18 protein-coding genes are annotated in these 24,399 nt (G+C 71.7%); 17 read left to right on the plus strand and 1 reads right to left on the minus strand.

Going from position 1 to position 24,399, the window contains the following annotated elements:
* The first annotated feature begins 1 nt into the window (after position 1).
* The 11 genes from ABZT49_RS00290 (at position 2) to yghU (ending at position 15,783) form a co-directional block, all read left to right on the plus strand.
* Positions 2-994, plus strand: a complete 993-nt coding sequence (locus ABZT49_RS00290; RefSeq protein WP_355281491.1) for an ABC transporter permease — start codon at positions 2-4, stop codon at positions 992-994.
* The gene (yjfF, locus tag ABZT49_RS00295) at positions 991-2,019 is read left to right on the plus strand and encodes a galactofuranose ABC transporter, permease protein YjfF (RefSeq protein ID WP_355281494.1); all 1,029 of its coding nucleotides are present in this window, start codon (positions 991-993) and stop codon (positions 2,017-2,019) included. The genes ABZT49_RS00290 and yjfF overlap by 4 nt, the downstream gene beginning before the upstream one ends.
* 217 nt (positions 2,020-2,236) lie before the next feature.
* Positions 2,237-3,235: a phosphotransferase gene (locus ABZT49_RS00300; protein WP_355281497.1), complete on the plus strand. Its 999-nt coding sequence runs from the start codon at positions 2,237-2,239 to the stop codon at positions 3,233-3,235.
* Positions 3,232-4,524: a phosphopyruvate hydratase gene (eno, locus tag ABZT49_RS00305; RefSeq protein WP_355281500.1), complete on the plus strand. Its 1,293-nt coding sequence runs from the start codon at positions 3,232-3,234 to the stop codon at positions 4,522-4,524. Before ABZT49_RS00300 ends, eno begins: the two co-directional genes overlap by 4 nt.
* A gap of 433 nt (positions 4,525-4,957) precedes the next feature.
* Positions 4,958-5,278, plus strand: a complete 321-nt coding sequence (locus ABZT49_RS00310; RefSeq protein WP_355281503.1) for a GCG_CRPN prefix-to-repeats domain-containing protein — start codon at positions 4,958-4,960, stop codon at positions 5,276-5,278.
* A 55-nt stretch (positions 5,279-5,333) separates the two neighbouring features.
* Positions 5,334-6,515, plus strand: a complete 1,182-nt coding sequence (locus ABZT49_RS00315; RefSeq protein ID WP_355281506.1) for an alpha/beta fold hydrolase — start codon at positions 5,334-5,336, stop codon at positions 6,513-6,515.
* 36 nt (positions 6,516-6,551) lie between these two features.
* Positions 6,552-8,150: an FAD-dependent monooxygenase gene (locus tag ABZT49_RS00320; protein ID WP_355281509.1), complete on the plus strand. Its 1,599-nt coding sequence runs from the start codon at positions 6,552-6,554 to the stop codon at positions 8,148-8,150.
* A gap of 254 nt (positions 8,151-8,404) precedes the next feature.
* Entirely contained in the window at positions 8,405-9,895 is a 1,491-nt protein-coding gene (locus tag ABZT49_RS00325) for an FAD-dependent monooxygenase (RefSeq protein WP_355281512.1), read from the plus strand.
* Between the two features lie 288 nt (positions 9,896-10,183).
* Positions 10,184-13,237: a PAS domain S-box protein gene (locus ABZT49_RS00330; protein WP_355281515.1), complete on the plus strand. Its 3,054-nt coding sequence runs from the start codon at positions 10,184-10,186 to the stop codon at positions 13,235-13,237.
* 65 nt (positions 13,238-13,302) lie between these two features.
* Positions 13,303-14,793 carry an FGGY-family carbohydrate kinase gene (locus tag ABZT49_RS00335; protein WP_355281518.1) on the plus strand — a complete coding sequence of 497 codons (1,491 nt, stop codon included), beginning with the start codon at positions 13,303-13,305 and terminating at the stop codon, positions 14,791-14,793.
* 111 nt (positions 14,794-14,904) lie between these two features.
* The gene (yghU, locus tag ABZT49_RS00340) at positions 14,905-15,783 is read left to right on the plus strand and encodes a glutathione-dependent disulfide-bond oxidoreductase (RefSeq protein WP_355281521.1); all 879 of its coding nucleotides are present in this window, start codon (positions 14,905-14,907) and stop codon (positions 15,781-15,783) included.
* A gap of 303 nt (positions 15,784-16,086) precedes the next feature.
* Here the strand turns inward: yghU and ABZT49_RS00345 are convergent, their stop codons facing one another.
* The gene (locus tag ABZT49_RS00345) at positions 16,087-16,815 is read right to left on the minus strand and encodes a GntR family transcriptional regulator (protein WP_355281524.1); all 729 of its coding nucleotides are present in this window, start codon (positions 16,813-16,815) and stop codon (positions 16,087-16,089) included.
* Positions 16,816-17,013: 198 nt separating this feature from the next.
* Between ABZT49_RS00345 and ABZT49_RS00350 the strand changes: the two genes are divergently transcribed.
* From ABZT49_RS00350 to ABZT49_RS00375, 6 genes are all read left to right on the plus strand, one after another.
* The gene (locus ABZT49_RS00350) at positions 17,014-18,615 is read left to right on the plus strand and encodes an ABC transporter substrate-binding protein (protein ID WP_355281527.1); all 1,602 of its coding nucleotides are present in this window, start codon (positions 17,014-17,016) and stop codon (positions 18,613-18,615) included.
* A gap of 331 nt (positions 18,616-18,946) precedes the next feature.
* On the plus strand, positions 18,947-19,960 hold the full coding sequence (locus ABZT49_RS00355; RefSeq protein ID WP_355281530.1) for an ABC transporter permease: 1,014 nt from the start codon (positions 18,947-18,949) through the stop codon (positions 19,958-19,960).
* Positions 19,957-20,853, plus strand: a complete 897-nt coding sequence (locus ABZT49_RS00360; RefSeq protein ID WP_355281534.1) for an ABC transporter permease — start codon at positions 19,957-19,959, stop codon at positions 20,851-20,853. Before ABZT49_RS00355 ends, ABZT49_RS00360 begins: the two co-directional genes overlap by 4 nt.
* Positions 20,850-22,514 carry an ABC transporter ATP-binding protein gene (locus ABZT49_RS00365; protein WP_355281536.1) on the plus strand — a complete coding sequence of 555 codons (1,665 nt, stop codon included), beginning with the start codon at positions 20,850-20,852 and terminating at the stop codon, positions 22,512-22,514. Before ABZT49_RS00360 ends, ABZT49_RS00365 begins: the two co-directional genes overlap by 4 nt.
* A 295-nt stretch (positions 22,515-22,809) precedes the next feature.
* On the plus strand, positions 22,810-23,028 hold the full coding sequence (locus tag ABZT49_RS00370; protein ID WP_355281539.1) for a DUF4089 domain-containing protein: 219 nt from the start codon (positions 22,810-22,812) through the stop codon (positions 23,026-23,028).
* A partial coding sequence (locus ABZT49_RS00375; protein ID WP_355281541.1) for an AtzE family amidohydrolase occupies positions 23,025-24,399 on the plus strand: 1,375 nt, incomplete at its 3' end. The genes ABZT49_RS00370 and ABZT49_RS00375, both read left to right, overlap by 4 nt.

Raw genomic sequence — 24,399 nt, forward strand, 5'->3', positions numbered from 1 at the left:
GATGCACGCCCTCTCCCTCCGCCTCGGCCGGCGCGGCGCCCCGCAGCTCCTCGCCTTCGCGGCGATCCTCGTCGTCGACTGGCTCGTCTCGCCGCAATTCTTCGACCTGCGGATGCAGGGCGGACGGCTGTTCGGCAGCCTGATCGACGTGTTCAACCGCGGCGCGCCGGTGGCTTTGCTCGCCATCGGCATGGTCCTCGTCGTCGCGACCCGGGGCATCGATTTGTCGGTCGGCGCCGTCATGGCGATCGCGGGCGCCGTCGCCGCGAGCCTCGCCGACGCGCATGCCCTGCCGGTCGTCCTCGCGGCCGCGCTCGGCGCCGGGATCCTGTGCGGGGCCTGGAACGGATTCCTCGTCGCGGTGCTCGGCATCCAGCCGATCATCGCGACGCTGATCCTGATGGTGGCGGGACGCGGCATCGCGCAGCTCCTCACGGAAGGGCGCATCGTCACCTTCAGCGCCCCGGGGCTCGCCGCCTTCAGCAACGGCGCGGTGCTCGGCCTGCCCGCTCCCATCATCCTCACCTTCGGCGTCCTCGCCGTCACGGTGCTGGTCGTGCGCGGCACGGCGCTCGGCCTGCTCATCGAGGCGACGGGCGCCAATGCGCGGGCGAGCGCGCTGGCAGGCGTCAGCACGCGCACGACGACGCTGGCCGTCTACGTCTGGAGCGGGTTCTGCGCCGCGCTCGCCGGCCTCGTCACCACCGCCGACATCCTGGGGGCGGACGCCAACAATGCCGGCCTGTGGCTCGAGCTCGACGCGATCCTCGCGGTGGTGATCGCCGGGACCTCGCTCCTCGGCGGGCGGTTCAGCGTGCCGCTCGCGGTGCTCGGCGCCTTCATCATCCAGGCGATGAACACCGGCATCCTGCTCTCGGGCCTGCCCTCGGAGACGAACCTTCTCGTCAAGGCGGTGGTGGTGCTCGCCGTGCTCCTCGTCCAGTCGCCCCGGCTCGCCGGCCTGTCGCTGCTGTTCCGGCGGAGGGCGGCATGAACCGCTACCTCCCCGTCCTCGTCACGGCACTCGTCTTCGCGGCCGCCTACGCGCTCTGCGCCGCGCAGTTCCCGGCCTTCCTGTCGACGCGGGTCGTCGGCAACCTCCTCACCGACAGCGCCTTCCTGGGCATCGTCGCGGTCGGCATGACGATCGTGATCGTCTCGGGCGGCATCGATTTGTCGATCGGCTCGGTGATCGGCTTCACGAGCGTCTTCCTTGCCATCGCCATCGAGCGCTGGGGCCTGCCGCCCCTCGCCGCCTTCGCCCTGGCGCTCCTGATCGCGGCCGCCTTCGGGGCGGCGATGGGATGGATCATCGCCGTCCTCGATCTCCCGCCCTTCATCGTGACGCTCGCCGGCATGTTCCTGGCGCGCGGCGCGAGCTTCCTCATCTCGACGGAATCGATCCCGATCACCGCGCCGCTCTACGAGGCGGTGAGCGAGGCGAGCCTGCGCCTGCCCGGCGGCGGACGACTTACGATCGTCGCCGGCCTCATGCTCGCCGTCTTCGTCGCCGGCAGCATCCTCCTGCACCTGACCCGGTTCGGCACCGCGGCCTACGCGCTCGGCGGCAACCGCGTCTCGGCCCGGCTGATGGGCCTGCGCGTCGGCGCCCGGACGATCGCGATCTACACCCTGTCGAGCGCGCTCGCGGGGCTCTCGGGCATCGTGTTCTCGCTCTACACCTCGTCGGGCACCTCGCTCTCGGCGGTCGGGGTCGAGCTCGACACCATCGCGGCGGTGGTGATCGGGGGCACGCTGCTCACCGGCGGACAGGGGCTGATGGTCGGCACCTTCCTCGGCGTGATGATCCAGGCCTTGATCGGCACCTACATCACCTTCGATGGCACGCTGTCGAGCTGGTGGGCCAAGATCGCCACCGGCGCGCTGCTCTTCGCCTTCATCGCGCTCCAGCAGGGCCTGTCCGTCCTGGCGCGCCGGGTCCGCCGCCCCGGCGGGGCCCCGGCCCGCAAGAACCCGGCAGCGGATCCCCTCCCCGCCCGGGCGCTGCCGAACGGGTAAATTTTATCCCCCCAACGACCTCATCCTGAGGTGTTAGTCGGTTGCAAATCGACTAGCCTCGAAGGAGGCCTCCGGAAATCTCCGAGGTCTCTGGAGCTCTCCTACGAGGCTCATTGTGTTCGCCCCTCAGGATGAGGTCGTGGGTTGGGAGAGGAAAGTGTCCCTTGGTACTGGCCTCGCAAGTCAAACAGGCTCCGACACTGCCGCGTCGCCGACCGTGGCCGATCCTGCGATCCGTGACTTCCTTGCCCGGTCCGGGCTGGTGACGCCCGGCGTACCGGCGCGGCTCGTGCCGCTCACAGGCGGCGTCGCCTCGGACATCTTTCGGGTGGAGGCCGGGGGACGGACCTTCGTGGTCAAGAAGGCGCTGGCGCGCCTGCGCGTCGCGCGGGAATGGACCGCGCCGGTCTCGCGCAACGCGAGCGAGGTGGGCTGGTTCGTCGAGGCCCGGCGCGCCGTGCCGCGCGCCGTCCCGGAGATCCTGGCGCACGACCCGGTCCTCGGGGTGTTCGCGATGAGCTACCTCGATCCCGCCACCCATCCGGTCTGGAAGGAGGAGCTGCGCGACGGCCGCGCCGACCCCGCCTTCGCCGCGGCGGTCGGCCGGACCATCGCGGCGATCCACGCCGCGACCGCCGGCTCGCCCGACCTGGCGCGCCGTTTCGCGAACGACGACACCTTCCACGCCATCCGCCTGGAACCCTATCTCGAGGCGACGGCGGAGCGGCACGGCGACCTCGCCAACGACCTCTTCGCCCTCTCGACGGCGGCCCTCGGGACCAGACTCGCCCTCGTGCACGGCGACGTCAGCCCGAAGAACATCCTCGCCGGCCCGGACGGACCCGTGCTGCTCGACGCCGAATGCGCCTGGTACGGCGAGCCGGCCTTCGACCTCGCCTTCTGCCTCAACCACCTGCTCCTCAAGGGCGTGTGGCAGCGGGCGCACGCGGCCGACTACCTCGCCTGCTTCGATGCGCTGGCGGATGCCTACCGCGCCGGCGTGGCCTGGGAGGCGCCCGAGGCCATAGAGGCGCGGGCGGCCCGGCTGCTGCCGGCCCTGTTCCTCGCCCGCGTCGATGGCAAGTCGCCGGTCGAGTACATCACCGGGGAGGGCGACCGCGACCTCGTCCGGCGCGTGGCCCGGCGGCTGATCGCGGGCCGCTGCTCGCGGCTGGCGCAGGTCCGGGACGAGTGGGCGAAGGAGATCCTGCCGTGATCGCCACGACCATCACCGCCGTGCGCGGACGCCGCGTCTGGGATTCCCGGGGCCGTCCGACCGTCGAGGTCGAGGTCAGCTTAGGCGGCGACGCCGTCGGCCGGGCGATCGCGCCGGCCGGGGCCTCCACCGGCTCGGGCGAGGCGATCGACCTGCGGGACGGGGGCGCGCCGTTCGGCGGGCTCGACGTGCGCCAGGCCGTCGGCCACGTCGACGGGCCGATCGCCCGGGCGCTCGTCGGCAGGGACGCGGGCGATCCCGCCGCCATCGACGCGGCGCTGATCGGCCTCGACGGGACGCCGAACAAGGCGCGGCTCGGCGGCAACGCGATCGTGGCGACGTCGATGGCCGTGCTGCACGCGAGGGCCGCCGCCGCCGGGCTCCCGGTCTGGCGGCTGCTCGCCGGAGGCAAGCCGGTGCGCCTCCCGCTTCCCGAGATCCAGATCTTCGGCGGCGGCGCGCATGCCGAGCGGCGGGTCGACGTCCAGGACTTCATGGTGATGTGCCCCGGCGCCGGCTCCTTCGCCGAGGCGCTGGACTGGACGGCGGAGATCTACCGCGCGGCCGGCGCCCTGATGCGCAGGGCCGGCAAGCTCCAGGGCGTCGCCGACGAGGGCGGGTACTGGCCCGTCTTCGCCGCGAACGAGGAGGCCCTCGACACCCTCGTCCTGGCGATCGAGGCCGCCGGCTTCGCGCCGGGGGCCGACGTGGCGATCTCGCTCGACGTCGCGGCCTCGGAATTCGGCCGGGCCGGATCCTACCGGCTCGCCCTCGACGGCCGGACCCTGGACACCGCCGGGATGATCGCGATGCTCGAAGGGTGGCTCGACGCCTACCCGATCGTGTCGATCGAGGATCCCGTGGCCGAGGACGACGCCGAGGGGTTCCGGGCCTTCACGGCGGCCCATGGCGGGCGCTGCCAGGTCATCGGCGACGATTTTCTGGTGACCGATGCGGGGCGCGTCGAGCGCGCGGCCGAGGCGGGCGCGGCCAATGCCGTGCTGATCAAGCCCAACCAGGCCGGCACGCTGAGCGAGACCCACGCCGCGCTCCTGGCTGGCCAGCGGCACGGCTTCGGCACCATCGTGTCGGCCCGCTCCGGCGAGACCGAGGACACGACCATCGCCCATCTCGCCGTCGGCTGGGACGCCGGCCAGCTCAAGGTCGGGTCCTTCTCCCGGTCGGAGCGCATGGCGAAGTGGAACGAGGTGCTGCGCATCGAGGAGAGCCTCGGCACGGAGGCGCGCTTCGCGGGCTGGAGCGCCCTGCCCTTCCGGCGGGACTCCTGACGGTCGCGAACGCCGCCGCCGGGGCTGCGGGCGCCCGTCCCCGCGCGGGCCGGCCGATGGCGGCGTTCCGCGGGTCGATCCCGGCGCATCCATCGGTCATCGCGATCGCCGGGACGGCCGTGACGTTGCACCCGGCGTGGCGATCGACGGCCTGAACGACGGAGGACGCAGCGTTGCCGTCTCCATCGCAAGGCGAAACGCCACGAGCGACAACTCTCGCGGAAAGACCGACCGTGACGACAGGGCACGCTGTACTGCGCGCATAAAATTGGTCGTAATTCGATATTATTTATCATTTGAAATTAACGCGAACTGCGCCATGCATCAGTTGCAGTAAATTAGCAAAATATATTATGTAATTATATTGAACGATTGACTTGCCAAGCTTGTCATTTCTATGTTTGATTGAAGGCAGACAGGGAGATCCGCCACCATGCCTCGCGCGATCGTGCTCTTCGCCGCGTCCTTCGCCCTCGCCATCCCCCTTGCCGGACCGGCCCGGGCCCTGCCCGTGCCGGCCGATCCCGGGGTCCAGGCCCCGGTCGAATTCGTGGCCGGCGGGTGCGGGCCCGGGCGCTGGCGCGGTCCCTGGGGCCATTGCCGCAGCACGCCCTATGTCGGGCCGCTGCCCGGCGGCTGGTACCAGGTGCGCGGTGGCAACGGCTGCCCGCCGGGATACTGGCGCGGCCCGTGGGGCCATTGCCGCAACACGCCGTATCACGGACGCCTGCCGGGCGGCGGCTGGAAGCCGTGAGCACCCGACCCGCGGACGGACCCCCCGATCGATCCCGGCCTCAGCGGAGAGCGACGTGCTGACGAGAGTGATGCAGGCCGCGCGGTGCGCCCGGCTGGCCGGGGCCCTGATGTTCGTGCTGGGCCTCGCCGCGGCAGCGCCGCGGGCCGAGGCGCGGCCGGCCGCCGGTCGCGCGGCGCCCGGGACGCTGCTCGACGCGCAGCCCCTGCCGAACGCGCCCGACGGCGCCGCGGCGTACCGCGTGCTGTACCGCTCGACCGGCCTGCGCGGCGAGCCGATCGCGGTCTCGGGCGCGATCATCGTGCCGGCCGGGCCGGTGCCCCCCGGCGGCCGGCCGATCGTCGCCTGGGCCCACCCGACCACCGGCGTCGTCGACAAGTGCGCGCCTTCCCTCGCCCGCGTGCTCTACCGCTCGATCCAGGGCCTGCAGGAGATGCTGGCGCGCGGCTATATCGTCGCCGCCACCGACTATCCGGGCCTCGGCACGCCGGGCGTGCATCCCTACCTCGTCGGCCTCAGTGAGGGACGGGCGGTGCTCGATTCGGTGCGGGCCGCCCGGCAGCTCGCCGGCCCCGGGGCTGCGACGAACGCCTTCGCGGTCTGGGGTCACTCGCAGGGCGGCCACGCCGCGCTCTTCACCGGCCTCCTCGCCCGCGCCTACGCGCCGGACCTGGCGCTCGTCGGCGTCGCGGCGGCCGCGCCCGCCACCGAGCTCGCCACCCTGATGATGGCCGACCTCGACACCTCGGGCGGCAAGAACCTCACCGCCATGACCCTGTGGTCGTGGTCGCAGGTCTACGGTGCGCCGATGACGAAGGTGGTGGTGCCGGCCGCTCTCCCCGTCATCAATGAGCTTGCCAACGACTGCATCGAGACGATCCTCGACGTGCTGGAGCGGCGCGGCCCCTCGAAGGCGCTCGACCGAAGCTTCCTGTCGGTCGACAACCTCGCCGACCGCGAGCCCTGGCGCGCGCTGCTCGCCCGCAACACCCCCGGCCCGCTACCGCCGAACATCCCGGTCTTCCTCGCGCAGGGCGCCGCCGACACCCTCGTGCTGCCGCGGGTGACGCAGGATTACCGGGAGCGGCTGTGCCGGGCCGGCAGCCGCGTCGAGTACGACCTCGTGCCGGGCGTCGGCCACCTCTCGATCGCCCGGGACGCGGCGCCGGCCGCCCTCGACTGGATCGGCGACCGGTTCGCCGGCGCGCCGGCGCCGAGCAATTGCGGGGCGCAATAGCCCCCGCGTGACGACATCGCGCGTGAGGAGGTGCCGGTGGCGGAGATCCTGGTCGTCGGAGCCGGCCCGGTCGGGCTGACGCTCGCCTGCGAGCTGGCCCGGCACGGGGTGCGCCCGCGGATCGTCGACGCGGCGCCGCACCCTTCCGCCTATTGCCGTGCCATCGGCGTCACGCCGCGAACGCTCGAAGTCTGGGACGACATGGGCGTCGCCCGCGAGATGATCGATGCCGGTTTGTGGCTGACCGGCCTGCGCTCCATCGTGGACGGCCGGTGGACCGGCGACGCCGTCCAGCCCGCCTTAAGCCTGCCCTACGCCGCTCTCGGGCTGCCGCAATACGAGACCGAGCGCATCCTCGCCCGGCACCTCGACCGCTACGGAATCGCGGTCGAGCGCGGTTCGACCCTGACCGCCCTGGACCAGGACGGCACGGGCGTCACCGCGCGGATCGAGCGCGACGGCCGGCCCGCCGAGGAGGTCCGCGCCGCCTATGTGGTCGGCTGCGACGGGGCGCACAGCGCGGTCCGGCGGCGGCTCGGGATCGGCTTCGAGGGGGAGGCCTACCCTTGGCCGTTCATGCTCGGCGACGTCCGGATCGACTGGGACGTGCCCTACGGCCTGTCGGTGCGCGCCCTGCGGCTGGTGGAGGGCGGACCGCCCGACCTGTTCGTCGCCATCCCGCTGCCCGAGCCCGGCCGCTACCGCGTCTCGATGCTGGCCCCGCCCCACCTCGTTCCCGGCGGCGGGACCGATCACGGCATCCAGGCCGAGCTCGCAGGTCCCACGCTCGCAGACCTGCAGGCGGTCGCCGACGCTCTCCTGCCCGATCCGGCGCCGCTCTCGGATCTGCGCTGGTCCTCCGTCTACCGGATCAGCCTGCGGCTCGCCGCCGCCTACCGCCGGGGACGCTGCTTCATCGCGGGCGACGCCGCCCACATCCACCCGCCGACCGGCGGGCAGGGCATGAATACCGGGATCCAGGACGCCTACAACCTGGCCTGGAAGCTGGCCCTGGTCGCGACGGGCGCGAGCCCGGAGAGCCTCCTCGACGGCTACGAGGGGGAGCGCCGCCCGGTCGGGGCCGAGGTGATCGCGCGGACCCGCCGGGCGAGCGAGAGCTACGGCCGCGAGCGCGGCGGCGCGCCCGACCGGGCCGCCGACGCCCAGGTCTCGATCTCCTACCGGGGAACGGGTTTCGTCGCGGAGGAGGCGGAGGAGCTGGGCGGTCCCGCGGCCGGCGACCGCGCGCCGGACGTGAACGGTCTCGGGCGGCCGGGTCTCGGCTTCCCGCTGCGCCTGTTCGACCTGCTGCGCGGCACGCGGCACGTCCTGCTGGTCCACCCGGACGGCGCCTGCGACCGGGAGGAGGCGCGGGCCCTCTCCGACTGGATGCAGCACCACGCCGCCCTGCTGCAGGACCACTTGCGCGTCGTCGTGGTGGTGAGCGCCGGGGCGGACCGCGCGCTGCCGGGGGCCGAGCTGATCGAGGACCGCGCGGGGACGTTCGCCGAGGCCTACGGGCGCCGGGCGATGAGCTATCTCGTCCGGCCCGACGGCCATCTCGGCTGGCGCGGCCGTTCGTGGCGGGAGCCCGGACTCGGGGCGTACTTACGAAAACTGTTCCTGGCCGCCTGAGCCGGCCCTCTTACGGAAGTCTCGGACCCTGCTGGATTCATCAACGTACATGTTTCCCATCCGCGACCTCATCCTGAGGTGTTAGTCGATCGAAGATCGACTGACCTCGAAGGAGGCCTCCAGAAGTCTTGAAGATCCCTGGAGGCCTCCTTCGAGGCTGCTACGCAGCACCTCAGGATGAGGTCGCGGATGGGACAGAAAATTTCCTCGCGGTGCTATCCTCGCACGACGATCAGGCTCTGGGAGACCACCAGATGACGGACATTCTCATCGTCGGCGCCGGCCCGGTGGGCCTGACCATGGCGGCGGAGCTCGCCCGCTACGGCGTCGGCGTGCGCCTGATCGACCGCGCCGCGCACGCCACCGAGACCTCCAAGGCCCTCGTGGTCTGGTCGCGCACGCTCGAGCTCATGGACCGCATGGGCTGCACCCAGGCCTTCCTCGATGCCGGCCTGCGCGCGCCCGGCGCCTCGATCCGCAGCGGCGGGACGGTTCTCGGCGCGCCGCGCTTCGCCGACATCGCGAGCGCCTACAACTTCGCCCTGATGGTGCCGCAGCGCGACACCGAGCGCCTGCTGACGGAACACCTGCAAACCTTCGGCGTCGCGGTCGAGCGGCAGGTGGAGCTGATCGGCTTTACTGAAGCCCCGGGCGGCGTCGCGGCGCGCCTGCGTCACCCGGACGGGCGCGAGGAGAGCGTGCGGACGCCGTGGCTGATCGGCTGCGACGGCGCCCACAGCACCGTGCGGCACGGGCTCGGGGTGGCCTTCGCGGGCGCGGCCCAGGGCGACGACTGGCTGCTCGCCGACGTGCGCCTCGACGGCCCGGGCGCCCCGCCCCCGGACGAGGTCGCGACCTACCTGCACCGCGACGGCCCCTTCGTGATCTTCCCGATCCCGGGCGGCCGGGCGCGGGTCGTCGCCACGGTGGGCCGGACGGATCCGGCGCATCCACGGCCCGACCCCACCCTCGTCGAGGTGCAGGCGCTGATCGACCGGCGAGCGGGGGGCGGATTTCGCGCCTCCGACCCGGTCTGGCTGACGCATTTCCGGATCAACGAGCGCAAGGTGGCCGAGTACCGGCACGGCCGGGTCTTCCTCGCCGGCGACGCCGCCCATATCCACAGCCCCGCCGGCGGCCAGGGCATGAATACCGGCATGCAGGACGCGGTGAACCTCGCCTGGAAGCTGGCGATGGTGGTGCGCTGCCGGGCGGACGACGCGCTGCTTGCCAGCTACAGCCCCGAGCGGAGCGCGGTCGGCGATCTGGTGCTGCGCAATGCCGGCCGGCTCACCGACATGGCGACGCTGTCGCACCCGGCGGCGCAGGCGGCGCGCAACCTCGCGCTGCGCTTCCTGCTCGGCCTGCACGCCGTCCGCGACAGGATGGCGACGCAGATGAGCGAGATCGAGATCGCCTACGAGAGAAGCCCCCTGTCGCGGGGTCCCGGAGCCGGCGCGCGCTGGGAGCCCGAGGCGGATGGCGGCGCGCCGCCGGGCGCGGGGCGCGCGCCGCTCTTCGTGCTCTACGCCGCCGACGCGGTGGGCGGCCGGGCGTTGACGGCGCGCTTCCCCGGCCTCGTGGAGGCGGCGCCGCGCAGGCCGCCGGACCCATCCCGCCTCTTCCTCGTGCGGCCGGACGGGTATCTCGGCCTGTCTGCCGGAGGAAGCGACTGGGACGAGGCCGAGCGATACCTCCGGGCGCTCGTGCCGGGCGATCGCGGCGCCGGCGCGCCCGCCGCGTGACGGGGAGGACGGCCGGCGGCCGGCCCCCGGGACACGGGCGCCGTGCGAACCGGATCCCACGATGAATCTTTGACAGAAGCGGTGTCCTGTGAGACCGCTCACGCTTGCCGTACCGGCACCCGACGACCGCCTTCCGCGACGGACGAACCGGATCGGCCGATTCCTGTCCGAGGCGCCTCGAGTGACCACCAAAATGTCGAAGTGGTGGCGCTCCTGCTTCCTTGGCCGTTCGCGCGACGGGTCGGCCGGGCGCGCCATCACCGCCCCGTGAGGCAGGGACAGGACGTCATGCACGGCAGATCCGACGCCATTCTGATCGTCCCGAGCTTCCTCGTCGACGGCGGCGCGATGAGCGCGCTGATGGGCGGGCACGATTGGCGCGCCTCGCCGCTCGGCGATCCGGCGACCTGGCCGCCCTGCCTGACGACGCTCGTCGGCGTGATGCTCGCCGCGCACCAGCCGATGTTCCTCGTCTGGGGGACCGAGCGGACGCTCCTCTACAACGATCTCTATGCCGAGATCCTCGGCGACCGGCACCCCGCCGCGCTCGGGCGCGATTACCTCCAGGTCTGGTCCGGGATCGAGGCCGTCCTCGCTCCCCTCGCGCAGGCGGTGTCCGGCCGCGCATCCCGCACGGACGACGCCGTGCACGTCCTGGAGCGGGAGGACGGCCGTGAGGCGACGCGGTTCGCCCTCTCCTGCGTGCCGGTCCGCGATGCGGCCGGGCGAGTCGAGGGGCTGTCCGGCACCTGCATCGAGACCACATTCACCGAGGCCACTTGCATCGAGCCCCCCCGCCAGGGGCTCGTCGCGCACCGCCAGCGGGAGGAGGCGCTGCTCCACGACAACGAGGAGCGGCAATCCTTCCTCCTCGACCTCAGCGACACGCTGCGGACGCTGACCTCGCCGACGGACATCGCCGAGGTCGCGGCCCAGCGTCTCGGCGAGCGGGTCGGTGCCAGCCGGGTCTTCTACGCCGAGATCGGCGGCAGCCTGATGAAGGTCGAGCGGGACTACACGAACGGCGTCGAGACGATCGTGGGAGAACACTCGCTCGCGGCGTTCGGCCCGGACCTCCTGGCCGCCTACCGCGACGGCGCGGTCGTGGCGGTCGAGGACGTGCCCGCCGACCCCCGGTTCAGCGACGAGGCCCGCGCCGGCCTGAAGACGCGGCAGGTCGCCGCCTTCGTCGACATCATCCTGTTCCGGGAGGAGGAGTGGGTGGGCCTCCTGGCGGTGCAGAGCGCGACCCCGCGCGCCTGGACCCGGGCCGAGGAGAACCTGATCCGGGAGGTCGGGGAGCGCGTCAAGGCGGCGATCGAGCGCGGCCGCGCCGAGACGGCTTTGAGCGAGAGCGAGGCGCACCTCGCGGCGATCTTCGACGGGGCCTCGGTCGGCCTGTCCGAGGTGAGCGCCGACGGTCGCTTCCTGCGGGTGAACACCGAATTGTGCCGCATCCTCGGGCGATCGGCCGAGGAGGTCTTGCGGCTCGACCTCGCCGCGGTCACCGACCCCGACGATCTCCGGCCGAGCCTGGCGGCGGTCGCCGAGGCGATCGCGACCGGACGCAGCATCTCCCTCGACAAGCGCTACCGCCGCCCGGACGGCACGGCGATCTGGGCCAACAGCAGCATCGAGCGCCTCGACGACGCGGATGGACGCCTCAAGAACCTGCTGGTCGTGACCGCCGACCTGAGCCGGCGCAAGGAGGCCGAGCAGCGCCTGGCGGAGAGCGAGCGCCGCCTGCAGGAACTCAACGAGACCCTGGAGCAGCAGGTCTCCGAGCGTACGGCGGAGCGCAACCTGCTCGCCACCATCGTCGAGCGAACCGACATCATGATGATGGCCGCCGACCTCGACTACACGATCCTCGCCATCAACAAGGCCAATGCCGACGAGTTCGCGCGCATCTATGGCGTGCGGCCCAAGGTCGGCGACAACATGCTCGATCTTCTCGCCGACCAGCCCGAGCATCAGGCCCAGGTGCGGGCCGGCTGGGGCCGGGGACTCGCCGGCGAGGAGATCACCCTGGTGGAGGAGTACGGCGATCCGGCCCGCGCCCGTCCCTGCTACCAGATCAGCTTCCGGACCTTGCGCGACGCGAACGGCGCGAGGACCGGCTGCTACCAGTTCGTGATGGACGTGACCGAGAGGTTGCGGAGCCAGGCCGAGCTGGCCCAGGCCCAGGAGGCCCTGCGCCAGTCACAGAAGCTCGAGGCGGTGGGCCAGCTCACCGGCGGCGTGGCGCACGACTTCAACAACCTGCTCACCATCATCCGCTCCTCGGTCGACTTCCTGCGCCGTCCCGACCTGCCGGAGGCGCGCAAAGCGCGTTACCTCGACGCGGTGTCGGACACGGTCGAGCGGGCCGCCAAGCTCACGGGACAGCTCCTGGCCTTCGCGCGCCGCCAGGCCCTCAAGCCGGAGGTCTTCGACGTCGGCCAGAAGGTCCGGGGGATCGCCGACATGCTCGACACCCTCACGGGCTCGCGGGTGCGCGTCGTCACCGAGGTCCCGCGGGCGCCCTGCCTCATCCGGGCGGATGTGAGCCAGTTCGAGACGGCGCTCGTCAACATGGCGGTCAATGCCCGCGACGCCATGGACGGCGAGGGCACCCTGACCCTGCGCGTGTCCTGCGGCGCGGCCCTGCCCGCGATCCGCGGCCATGCCGGATCCCAGAACCCCTTCGCGGCCGTGGCCCTGGTCGATACCGGCACGGGCATCCCGGCCGAGCAGCTCGGCCGGATCTTCGAGCCGTTCTTCACCACGAAGGAGGTCGGCAAGGGCACGGGCTTAGGGTTGAGCCAGGTCTTCGGCTTCGCCAAGCAGTCGGGCGGCGACGTCGACGTGCGCAGCGCCCCCGGACAGGGGACCACATTCACGCTCTACCTGCCGGAGGTCGTCGCCGAGGAAAGGTCGGCGGCCGAGCGCCCGCAGGATCTCGGCCTGGCCCCCCTCGGGACCGGCCAGCGGATTCTCGTCGTCGAGGACAATGTCGGCGTCGGCCAGTTCGCGACGCAGATCCTGGAGGATCTCGGCTACCAGCCGATCTGGGCCGCCAATGCCGAGGAGGCGCTGGAGCAGCTCGGGCGCGACGGCAGCCGGTTCGACCTGGTCTTCTCCGACGTGGTGATGCCGGGCATGGGCGGCGTCGCCCTGGCGCAGGAGATGCAGAAGCGCTCGCCCCACGTGCCCGTGGTGCTGGCCTCGGGCTACAGCCACGTGCTCGCCCAATCGGACGCGCACGGGTTCGAGCTGCTGCACAAGCCCTATTCGGCCGAGCAGCTCGGCCGCATCCTCCACCAGGCCCTCGGTTCGCGCCTGAGCTCCGAAGCGGTCTAGGGCGCTCCCCCGCGCCGTCGCCGTATCCCGTCACCCCCCCGAGCCTCGCCCCGCAAGGAGCCGTCATGAGCGTCGTCATCGGTCTCGACGGGGGCACGGAGGGCATCCGGGCCGGGGTGTTCGATCTCGCCGGCCGGCCCCTCGCCTTCGCAGCGCACCCCTACCCCACGCACTTCCCGCGGCCGTCCTGGGCCGAGCAGAATCCGCAGGACTGGTGGAACGCGGCGGGCCTTGCGGTACGCGAGGCGGTGCACAAGTCCGGCATCGATCCCCGCGACGTCTCGGCCCTCTGCGCCGACACCACCAACTGCTCCGTCGTGGCGCTCGACCGCGACGGGGTCCCGGTGCGCCCGGCCCTGATCTGGATGGACGTGCGCGCCGCGGACGAGGCCGCCCTGGTGCTCGCCACCGGCGATCCCGCGCTGATCCTCAATTCTGCCGGTGCGGGGCCGGTCTCGGCCGAGTGGATGATCCCGAAGGCGCTGTGGCTCGCCCGGCACGAGCGCGACCTCTTCGACCGCGCGGCGACGATCTGCGAGTACCAGGACTACATGAACCTGCGGATGACGGGGCGGCGCGCCGCCTCGATCACCAACGCGGCGATCCGCTGGCACTACCGGTCGCGGGAGGGCGGCTACGCCCGCAGCCTGGTCGAGAGCTTGGGCATCCCGGAACTCGCGGAGAAATGGCCGGCGGAGGTGCTGCCGCTCGGCGAGGTGGTGGGCGGGCTGACGCCGGAGGCCGCCGCGCATTTCGGGCTCCCGGCCGGGCTCCCCGTCGCGCAGGGCGGCTCGGATGCCGAGATCGCGATGATCGGCCTGAACGTCACCGCGCCGGGCAAGCTCGCCTTCATCACCGGCTCGTCGCACCTGCATCTCGGGCTCTCGGCCGAGCCGTTCCACGGCCGCGGCATCTGGGGCACCTACGCCGACGCGGTGATCCCGGGCCTGCACGTGGTCGAGGGCGGTCAGACCTCGACGGGCTCGATCGTCAACTGGCTGCGCCGGATCGTCGGCACCGACTGGTCCTACGACGCGCTGAACGCCGAGGCCGCCGCCCTGCCGCCGGGCTCGGACGGGGTGCTGGTGCAGGACCACTTCCAGGGCAACCGCACGCCGCACACCGACGCGGCCTCGCGCGGCGCCTTCACCGGGCTGACCCTGGCGCATGGCCGCGCCCACCTGTTCCGCGCGGCGATGGAGGGCGTAGCCTTCGGCACCGAGCTGATCTTCGAGACGATGCGCGCGGGCGGCTACCGGCCGGACGAGATCGTGATCTGCGGCGGCGCGACCCGCTCGGACCTCTGGATGCAGATTCACGCCGACGTCTGTGGCCAGCCGCTGACCGTGACCGAGGTGGGCGAGGCGCCGGCGCTCGGCAGCGCCATCCTGGCGGCGAAGGCGGCGGGCCATTACGGCTCGATCGAGGAGGCGGCGGGCGCGATGGTGCACGTCTCCCGCCGCATCGCGCCGAACGAGGCGGCCCACGCGCAGTACCGGCCGGTCTACGAGCGCTACAAGCAGGCCTACCACGCGCTCGCGACCCTGCGCGGCTGATCCCGGCGGGGGCGGGCTCGCGCCCGCTTCCCGTCAGCTCTGCAAGCGGGGCCCTTCTCGCCGGGCGGTCGGAGCGCCTATCTGTTGCCTCGCAACACCGGAGAGCGCCCCATGAGCGATCGAGCCGATTACGTGCCGCCGAAGGTCTGGACCTGGGACAAGGAGAGCGGCGGCCGCTTCGCCAGCATCAACCGCCCGATCGCGGGCGCGACGCACGACAAGCCCCTGCCTGTCGGCAAGCACCCGCTCCAGCTCTACTCGCTGGGCACGCCGAACGGCCAGAAGGTCACGATCCTGCTGGAAGAGCTTCTGGCGCTCGGGCACGCGGGCGCCGAGTACGATGCGTGGCTGATCCGCATCGGCGACGGCGACCAGTTCGGCTCCGGCTTCGTCGAGGCCAACCCGAACTCGAAGATCCCCGCCCTCGTCGACCGCAGCGGCGCGACGCCGATCCGGGTCTTCGAATCGGGCGCCATCCTGACCTACCTCGCGGAAAAGTTCGGCGCCTTCCTGCCGACCGAGCCGGCGGCACGGGCCGAGACCCTGTCCTGGCTGTTCTGGCAGATGGGCTCGGCGCCGTTCCTCGGCGGCGGCTTCGGTCACTTCTACGCCTACGCGCCGCAGAAGTTCGAGTACCCGATCAACCGCTACGCGATGGAGTCGAAGCGCCAGCTCGACGTCCTCGACCGGCGCCTCGCCGAGCATGAATTCATCGCCGGCGACGCTTACACGATCGCCGACATGGCGATCTGGCCCTGGTACGGCGGCGTGGTGAAGGGCTGGCTCTACGAGGCGGCCGAGTTCCTGGACGTCCAGAGCTACCGCAACGTCCTGCGCTGGGCCGACCAGCTCCTCGCCCGCCCGGCGGTGCAGCGCGGGCGCAAGGTCAACCGCCTCACCGGCGATCCGGCCGACCAGCTCCACGAGCGGCACGATGCGGGCGATTTCGAGACGAAGACGCAGGACAAGGTGGGCGGCGGGCAGGGGTGAATCAGGTTCCGCCTGATCTATAATCACACAAGTAAAGCGCGGGATCCCCTCTCCCGTGTGGGAGAGGGGTAGGGGCGATCGAAGATCGCGCGAGGGTGCTACGGTTCTGGGCCAGGCTCTGATCGGCCTGCTGCCACAACGGTCAGAGTTTTACACTGAAGCGTGTCACCCTCACCCCCGGCCCCTCTCCCAGACGGGAGAGGGGAGATGCGCTTGATTTTTATTTCGACAGAACGAGCGAAATCTGTATTAGACTCGGAGGTTGTCACGACTGTCGGAGATGGTCGGAGAGATTCTGTGACATCACGTAGACTGCCGCGCGCCACCGTGCGGTCCTGACGCGACCGCACCCCCCTCCCCCGCCAGCAGCCCCTCCACCGAACTCTCCACCAGCGTGACGTGCCGCAGCATCGCCGCGTGCGCCTCCGCCGCCTGCCCCGCCAGGATTGCCGCCACCACCGCGCCGTGCTCCGCGTGCGAGAGGGCGAGGCGGCCGCTCAAGCGGAACTGCGCCTCGCGATAGGGCTGGAGGCGACGGCGCAGGCTCGAGGCGAAGTCGGACAGCACGGAATTGTGCGCGCCGGCATAGATCGCCCCGTGAAAGGCCGTGTTGGCCCGCGCATAGGCCGCCCAGTCGCCCGCCCGGGCGAGGCCGCCCATGGCCTCGTGCAGGGCGTCGAGGCGGCGGCGCTCGAGCGGGCTCATCGACTGGGCGGCGAGGCGCGCGCAGGTCGCCTCGACCTCCGCCATGGCGACGAACAATTCGGCGAGCTGATCGGCCGTTACCTGCGCCACCACCGCGCCCCGGCGCGGCCGCACCTCGACGAGACCCGACGTGCCGAGCTGGCGCAGGGCCTCGCGCACCGGCGTGCGCGACACGCCGAACCGGTCGGCCAGCGCCTGCTCGTCGAGGCGGCTGCCCGGCGCGAGCGCACCGGTGACGATCGCCTCGGCGATCTCCGCCGCCAGCCGCTCGGTCCGCGTCCGTCCTGCCGCCTCGTCCATCCCGCCCCCGTCCAGACCGGTCGTCACCCTGCCGCATCGGAAGGCCGCAGGCCTGCCTGAAATTGCGGCGGCCGCGCACAAACTCCATGCGTGCAACATCGCCGCAATGCATGCACTCTACCCGAGTTGCATGCAATTTCGAGTGCCGGTCCGAACCTTGCCTCCTGTCGGCGGATGCCCGCCGGCGCGGGCATCCGATTCCTCTCGTTCAAAGGTCCGCGCCGCATGATCACCCGCCGCACCGCCCTCGCCGCCGGGCTCGCCGCGCCGTTCGTGGTGCGCCGCGAAGCGAGCGCGCAGAACCCGACCCGCAACGAGACCCTGCTCCTGGTGCAGGAATACGGGCCGAACTCCCTCGACATGCAGGGCATCGGCGCCTCGCAGCCGGTGAACGGCGTCGCGCTCAACTGCTACGACCGGCTCCTGCGCTTCAAGCCGGTGCCGATCCCGGGCGGCGGCGGGAACGCGGTGAAGATGGGCGAGATGGAGGGCGAGCTCGCCGAGAGCTGGCAGGTCGCCTCCGACGGGATGAGCTGCACCTTCAAGCTTCGCGACGCCAAGTTCCATTCCGGCCGCCCGGTCACCGCGAAGGACGTGAAGTGGTCGCTCGACCGGGCGGTGTCGATCGGGGGCTTCGCCACCACGCAGATGAATGCCAGCTCTTTGGAGAAGCCCGAGCAGTTCGTAGCCCTCGACGAGAAAACATTCCGCATCGACTTCGTCCGCAAGGACAAGATGACGATGTCGAACCTCGCCGTCACGATCCCGTTCGTGATCGACGCGGAACTGGCGAAAGCCAACGGCGGCGGCGACCCCTGGGCGAAGGAGTGGCTGAAGAACAACGTCGCGGGCTCGGGCGCCTACCGGGTCGAGAGCTGGAAGCCCGGCGTCGAGACGATCTATGCCCGCAACGATGCCTGGGCGTCGGGCAAGCTGCCGCAATTGCGCCGGGTCATCGCCCGCGACATCGCCTCGCCCTCGACCCGCCGGGCGCTGATCGAGAAAGGCGATGCCGACATCTCGTACGGGCTGCCGCCGAAGGATTTCAAGGATCTGATCGACGCCGGCAAGATCAAGGTCGTCGGCGTGCCGATCCCGAACGGGGTCTGGTCGGTCTATCTCAACACCGCCGTCGGGCCGTTCACCGATGTCCGCCTGCGCCAGGCGGTGGCCTGGGTGCTGCCCTACGAGAAGATCCTGCAGGCCTCGCTGTTCGGCCGCGGCCTCGACATGTCGGGCGGGCCGGAGACGCCGCTCGTGGCCTGGCCGCAACCCTATCCGTACAAGACCGATCCGGCGAAGGCGAAAGCCCTGGTCCAGGCGGCGGCGCCGGGCGGCCTCACGACCACGCTCCTGTTCGACGCCGGCAACGCCACGGTTGCCGAGCCGATGGCGGTGCTGATCAAGGAGGCGCTCGCCGGGATCGGCATCACGGTCGAGATCGGCAAGATCCCCGGCGCGAATTTCCGCGGCGAGATCTCGAAGAAGACCAACCCGATGGTGCTCAACCGCTTCGCCGGCTGGCTCGATTATCCCGACTACTACCTGTTCTGGACCCTGCACGGGGCGAACTCGATCTTCAACATCGCCTCGTACCAGAACCCGGCCCTCGACAAGCTGATCGATACGGCCCGCTTCACCGAGGATCCGGAGGTCTACCGGAAGAGCGTGATCGACTTCGTGTCGCTCGCCGAGCGCGAGGTGCCGATGGTGCCGATCGCCCAGCCGACCCACGACGTCGCGATGCAGCGCACGATCAACTGCTACCAGTTCCAGCCGTGTCGCGAGCCGGACTTCCGGTACCTGACCAAGGGGACGGCGTCGTGAGGACGGGCTGTCCTGGAGCTTGGTCGTGTCGAGCGACCGAACTCTTACCCTCCATCGTCATCCCGGGGCCGCGCAGCGGAACCCGGGATCCATAACCGCCGACAGTTCAGAACGAAGCGGAACGCCGGTCGCTTCATCCGGCATCATCAGCGGTTATGGATCCCGGGTTCTCGCCTTCGGCGAGCCCCGGGATGACGCCAAGAAGTGGCACCGTATGCGCCGTTCCGGCTGGCCACTTCATCAAGTCAGCACGCGAACGATGCCTTGGCGTCGTCACCACTCTCGCTCGTCCGGGATCAGCCATCGTACTCACACCCAGGAGGGCCACACGATGCTGCGCACGCTCCTCGACCGCCTCGCCACCACGCTCCCGGCGCTTGCCGGCGTCGTCGTGGTGTCGTTCCTGCTCACCCGGGTCCTGCCCGGCGACACCGCGGCCTATTTCGCCGGGCCCGCCGCGACGCCCGAGGCGATCGCCCAGATCCGCACCGAACTCGGCCTCGACCGGCCGCTGCCGGAGCAATTTGCCCGCTACGTCGCCGATCTCGCCCACGGCGACCTCGGCCGCTCGCTCACCACCGGCCAGCCGGTGACCGCGGATCTCGGCAGCCGCCTGCCGGCCTCCGCCGAGCTGACCCTGTTCGGCCTCGTCCTCTCGCTCCTCGTGGCGATCCCCCTCGGCGTCGCGGCGGCGCTGAGGCAGGGCTCCCTCGTCGACCATGCCTGCCGGGTGGTGGCGACGGCCGGCGTGTCGCTGCCGGTCTTCTTCACCGGGCTCCTCCTCGTCTATGCGTTCTACTTCGTCCTCGGCTGGGCCCCGGCCCCCTTGGGCCGCCTCGACGCCTTCGCCACGCCGCCGCCGACGCGCACCGGCTTCTTCCTCCTCGACAGCCTGCTCACCGGCGACATCGAGACCTTCCGGGCGGCGCTCGCCCAGATCGCCCTGCCCGGCCTGACGCTGGCGATCTTCGCCCTCGCCCCCATCGCCCGCATCACCCGGGCGGCGATGCTCGCGGTGCTCGCCGCCGAGTTCGTCCGCACCGCCCGGGCCGCCGGCTTGTCGAGCCGCCGGGTCGTGGTGACCTACGCGCTGCGCAACGCCCTGCTGCCGGTGGTGACGACGCTCGGCATGGTGTTCTCCTTCCTGCTCGGGGCCAACGTGCTGGTCGAGAAGGTGTTTGCCTGGCCGGGCGTCGGCTCCTACGCGGTCGAGGCGCTGATCGCCTCCGACTTCGCCCCGGTCCAGGGCTTCGTGCTCGCCATGGCGTTGCTCTACACTTTGCTCAACCTCCTGATCGACCTCGCCTACGGGCTGATCGACCCGCGCGTGAGGGCCAACCCATGACCGCCACCGGCTCCCCCGCCCTCTTGCCCGAGCGGTCCCGCAGCGGCCTGTCCGCGACGCTCGCCCATGCCGGCTCGGTCGTCTCCGGCAACCCGGTCACCGGTTTCGCCTTCGCGCTGCTGCTGGGCCTCGTCGCCTGCGCGGTCGTCGGCCCCTCGCTCGTGCCCTACGATCCGCTGGCCTCCGACACCTCCGCCGCGCTCCAGGCCCCGACCTGGGCCCACCCCTTCGGCACCGACCAGCTCGGCCGCGACATCCTCTCGCGGGTGGTGGTGGCCGCGCGCCTCGACCTCGCCATCGCGGTGTTCTCGGTGGCGCTGGTCTTCGTCGCCGGGGGACTTGCCGGGATCATGGCCGGGTTCTTCGGCGGCTGGACCGACCGGATCGTCGGGCGGCTCGCCGACACCATCATGGCCTTCCCGCTCTTCGTCCTGGCGATGGGCATCGTGGCGGCGCTCGGCAACACCGTCGGCAACATCGTTCTCGCCACCGCCATCATCAACTTTCCGCTCTACGCCCGCCTCGCCCGGGCCGAGGCCGCGCAACGGCGCAATGCCGGTTTCGTGCTGGCGGCACGCCTGACCGGCAACACCGACCTGCGCATCGTGCTCACGAGCATCCTGCCCAACATCCTGCCGATCATGATGGTGCAGATGTCGCTCACCATGGGCTACGCGATCCTCAACGCCGCCGGCCTCTCCTTCATCGGCCTCGGCGTGCGCCCGCCCACTCCCGAATGGGGGATCATGGTGGCGGAGGGCGCGAGCTTCATCGTCTCGGGCGAGTGGTGGATCGCGCTGTTCCCGGGCCTCGCGCTGATGCTCGCGGTGTTCTGCTTCAACCTCATCGGCGACGGCCTGCGCGACATCGTCGACCCCCAGAGGCGCACGTGACCGCGATCCCGCTCCTCGCCATCCGCGACCTCACGGTCGAGTTCGCCACCCGCCGCGGGCCGGTCCAGGCGGTGCGCCAGGTCGACGTCACGGTCGCCAAGGGAGAGACCGTCGGCATCGTCGGCGAGTCCGGCTCGGGCAAGTCGGTCACCTCCTACGCGGTGATGCGCATCCTCGACCGGGCCGGGCGCATCGCCGGCGGCGCAGTCGACTTTTCCGGCATCGACCTGCGGGCGGCGACCGAGCGCCAGATGCGCGACCTGCGCGGGCGGGAGATCTCGATGATCTTCCAGAATCCCCGCGCGGCCCTGAACCCGATCCGCAAGGTCGGCCACCAGATCGAGGACGTGCTGCGCCAGCACGCCGAGGCGGGGTCCGGCGACGCCAAGGCCAAGGCCATCGCGGCGCTCGAACAGGTGAAGATCGCCCGGCCGGAGGAGCGCTACCACGCCTACCCGTTCGAATTGTCCGGCGGCATGTGCCAGCGGGTGGTGATCGCGCTGGCGCTGGCGTGCCGGCCGCAGCTCCTCATCGCCGACGAGCCGACCACCGGCCTCGACGTGACGACCCAGAAGGCGGTGATGGACCTCGTCACCGCGCTGACGCGGGAGCGCGGCATGTCGACCGTGCTGATCACCCACGATCTCGGCCTCGCGGCGGCCTATTGCGACCGGATCGCCGTGATGGAGCAGGGCCGCGTCGTCGAGACCGCGCCGGCGGACACGATCTTCCGCGCGCCGGCCCACGCCTATACCCGCAAGCTCATGCAGGCGACGCCGCGCCCGGGCGTGACCTTGCGCGACCTCCTGCCGGCGGGGGCGCCGGCCGCGCCCCTGGAGCGGGCCGAGGCCGCGGGCGCGCCGCTCCTCGCGGTCTCGGGCCTGGTGAAGGAGTACCCGAAGCCGAAGGCCCTGCTCGCGCGCAAGGCCCCGGAGGCGCCGTTCCGGGCGGTCGACTCGCTCAGCTTCACGGTCGATCGCGGCGAGAGCGTCGGGCTCGTCGGCGAGTCGGGCTGCGGCAAGTCCACCACCTCGACGATGGTGATGCGCCTCGCCGACCCGACGGAAGGCGCGATCGTGTTCGCCGGCGAGGAGATCGGCCGGGTGCCGGCCGCCCGCTTCGCCCGCCATCCCTTGCGGCCGAAGATCCAGATGGTGTTTCAGGATCCGACCGAAGCGCTCAACCCGCGCTGGACCGCGGCACGCGCCATCGCCGACCCGCTCCTGCGCTTTCGCACCGTGACGGGGGCGGACGCGATCCGGGCGCGCTGCGAGGAGCTGGCCCGCCTCGTCGGCCTGCCGGTCGACCTCCTCGACCGCTTCCCGCACCAGCTCTCCGGCGGCCAAAAGGCGCGGGTCGGCATCGCGCGGGCGATCGCGCCCTCCCCCGACCTCGTGATCCTCGACGAGCCGACCGCGGCCCTCGACGTCTCGGTCCAGGCGGTCGTCTTGAACCTGCTCGCCGACCTCAAGCAGGCGCTCGGCATGAGCTACCTGTTCGTCAGCCACGACCTCCAGGTGGTGCGGATGCTGTGCGACCGGGTGATCGTGATGCGCGCCGGCCGCATCGTCGAGGAAGGGCCGACGGCGCAGGTGCTGGAGGCGCCGCAGGCCGAGTACACCCGCGCGCTGCTCGCCGCGATCCCGCATCCGCCGGTGTGAGGAGGCGGATCATCCTAATCCGACGCTCATCGGTGGTCTCGACCGTGCTCACACCCTCCGCGTCATTCCGGGGCCGCGCAGCGGAGCCCGGAATCCAGAAACGCAGGTGTTTGAAAAGAGGGTGGTACGGCGTCCGCTCGATCCTGAACCATCCGCGGCTCTGGATTCCGGGCTCCGCTATCGCGGCCCCGGAATGACGCGGAGGGTGTCGGGAGCGCAGAGCATGTCGCGACCGGGACCGACCAGGACCAAGCATCTCTATACGCCACCACGTCAAACAGATTGAGGTTCGACCATGACGACACCTCCTCTCCCCCTCGACGACGCCGAAGCCGGCGCCATCGTCGACGCAATGATGCCCCTCGTCGGCATCCCGATGGCGCCCGAGTGGCGCGAAACGGTGATTGTCAGCGTCAAGGCGACGGCGGCGGCGGCGCGCCTCGTGCTGGATTTCCCCCTCGACGACACCGTCGAGCCGGCGCCGGTGTTTCAGGCAAGCGGGCCCCTGGCATGAGCGCGCCCGACACAGCCGCCGGGATCGCCGCCGCCGTAGCGGCGGGCCGGCTCACCGCCACAGCCGCGGTCGAGGCAGCGCTCGCGCGGATCGCCGCAATCGATCCCGGCGTGAACGCCTTCACCGACGTGACCGCCGGGCGTGCCCGGGCCCGGGCGGCCGCGATCGACGCCGGCATCGCGGCCGGCGAGGCGCCCGGCCCGCTCGCGGGCGTGCCCTTCGCGGTCAAGAACCTGTTCGACGTCGAGGGCCTTGCGACCCGCGCCGGCTCGAAGATCAACCGCGAGCGCGAATCCGCTGCCCGCGACGGCGCCCTGGTACGGCGGCTGGAGGCGGCCGGCGCGGTGCTGGTCGGCGCCCTCAACATGGGGCAATACGCCTACGATTTCACCGGCGAGAACGCCCACGACGGCCCCTCGCGCAACCCGCACGACCGCGAGCGGATGTCCGGCGGCTCGTCGGGCGGGTCGGGGGCGGCCGTGGCGGCGGGGCTCGTGCCCCTCGCCCTCGGCTCGGATACCAACGGGTCGATCCGGGTGCCCTCGGCGTTCTGCGGCACCTTCGGGCTCAAGCCCACCTTCGGCCGGCTGTCGCGGGCCGGCTCGTTCCCGTTCGTCGCGAGCTTCGACCATCTCGGGCCGCTCGCCCGCTCGGTCGCCGATCTGGCCCTCTCCTACGACGCGATGCAGGGCGCGGATCCGGACGATCCCTGGCAGACGCCGCGCGCGACCGAGCCGGTGACGGAGGCGCTGGCGCAGGGCACGACGAACCTTCGCATCGCGGTCGCGGGCGGCTATTTCGCCCGGGGCGGCGAGCCGGATTGCTTCGCGGCCGTCGCGCGCGCGGCCGAGGCCGTGGGCGCCACCCGCGCCGTCGAGATTCCGGAGGCGGCCCGCGCCCGCGCCGCGGCCTTCGTCATCACCGCCTCGGAGGCGGCGGGCCTCCACCTCGACCGCCTGCGCGAGCGCCCCGGCGACTACGACCCGGCGGTGCGCGACCGGCTCATCGCTGGCACGACGATCCCCGCCGCCTGGGTGCACCGCGCCCAGCGCTTCCGCAGCTGGTACCGGGCGCGGGTGCTGGCCCTGTTCGACGAGGTCGACGTGATCCTCGCTCCCTGCACGCCCTGCCGGGCGCTGCGCCTCGGCCAGACCACCATGGAGCTCGACGGCGTGACCGTGCCGGCGCGGCCGAATATCGGGGTGTTCACCCAGCCGATCTCCTTCATCGGCCTGCCGGTCGCGGCGGTGCCGGTGCGGGTCGGGGGCGGGCTGCCGCTGGCCGTGCAGGTCATCGCGGCGCCGGTGGCGGGGTGCCGGCTCGTCCGGCGCGCACGCTGCCCATCCAGTCTGATCGTCCTCAACCCACCCC

Origin of the sequence: Methylobacterium sp. EM32 (assembly GCF_040593685.1) — a bacterium.
In the GTDB taxonomy this organism is placed as follows: Bacteria; Pseudomonadota; Alphaproteobacteria; order Rhizobiales; family Beijerinckiaceae; genus Methylobacterium.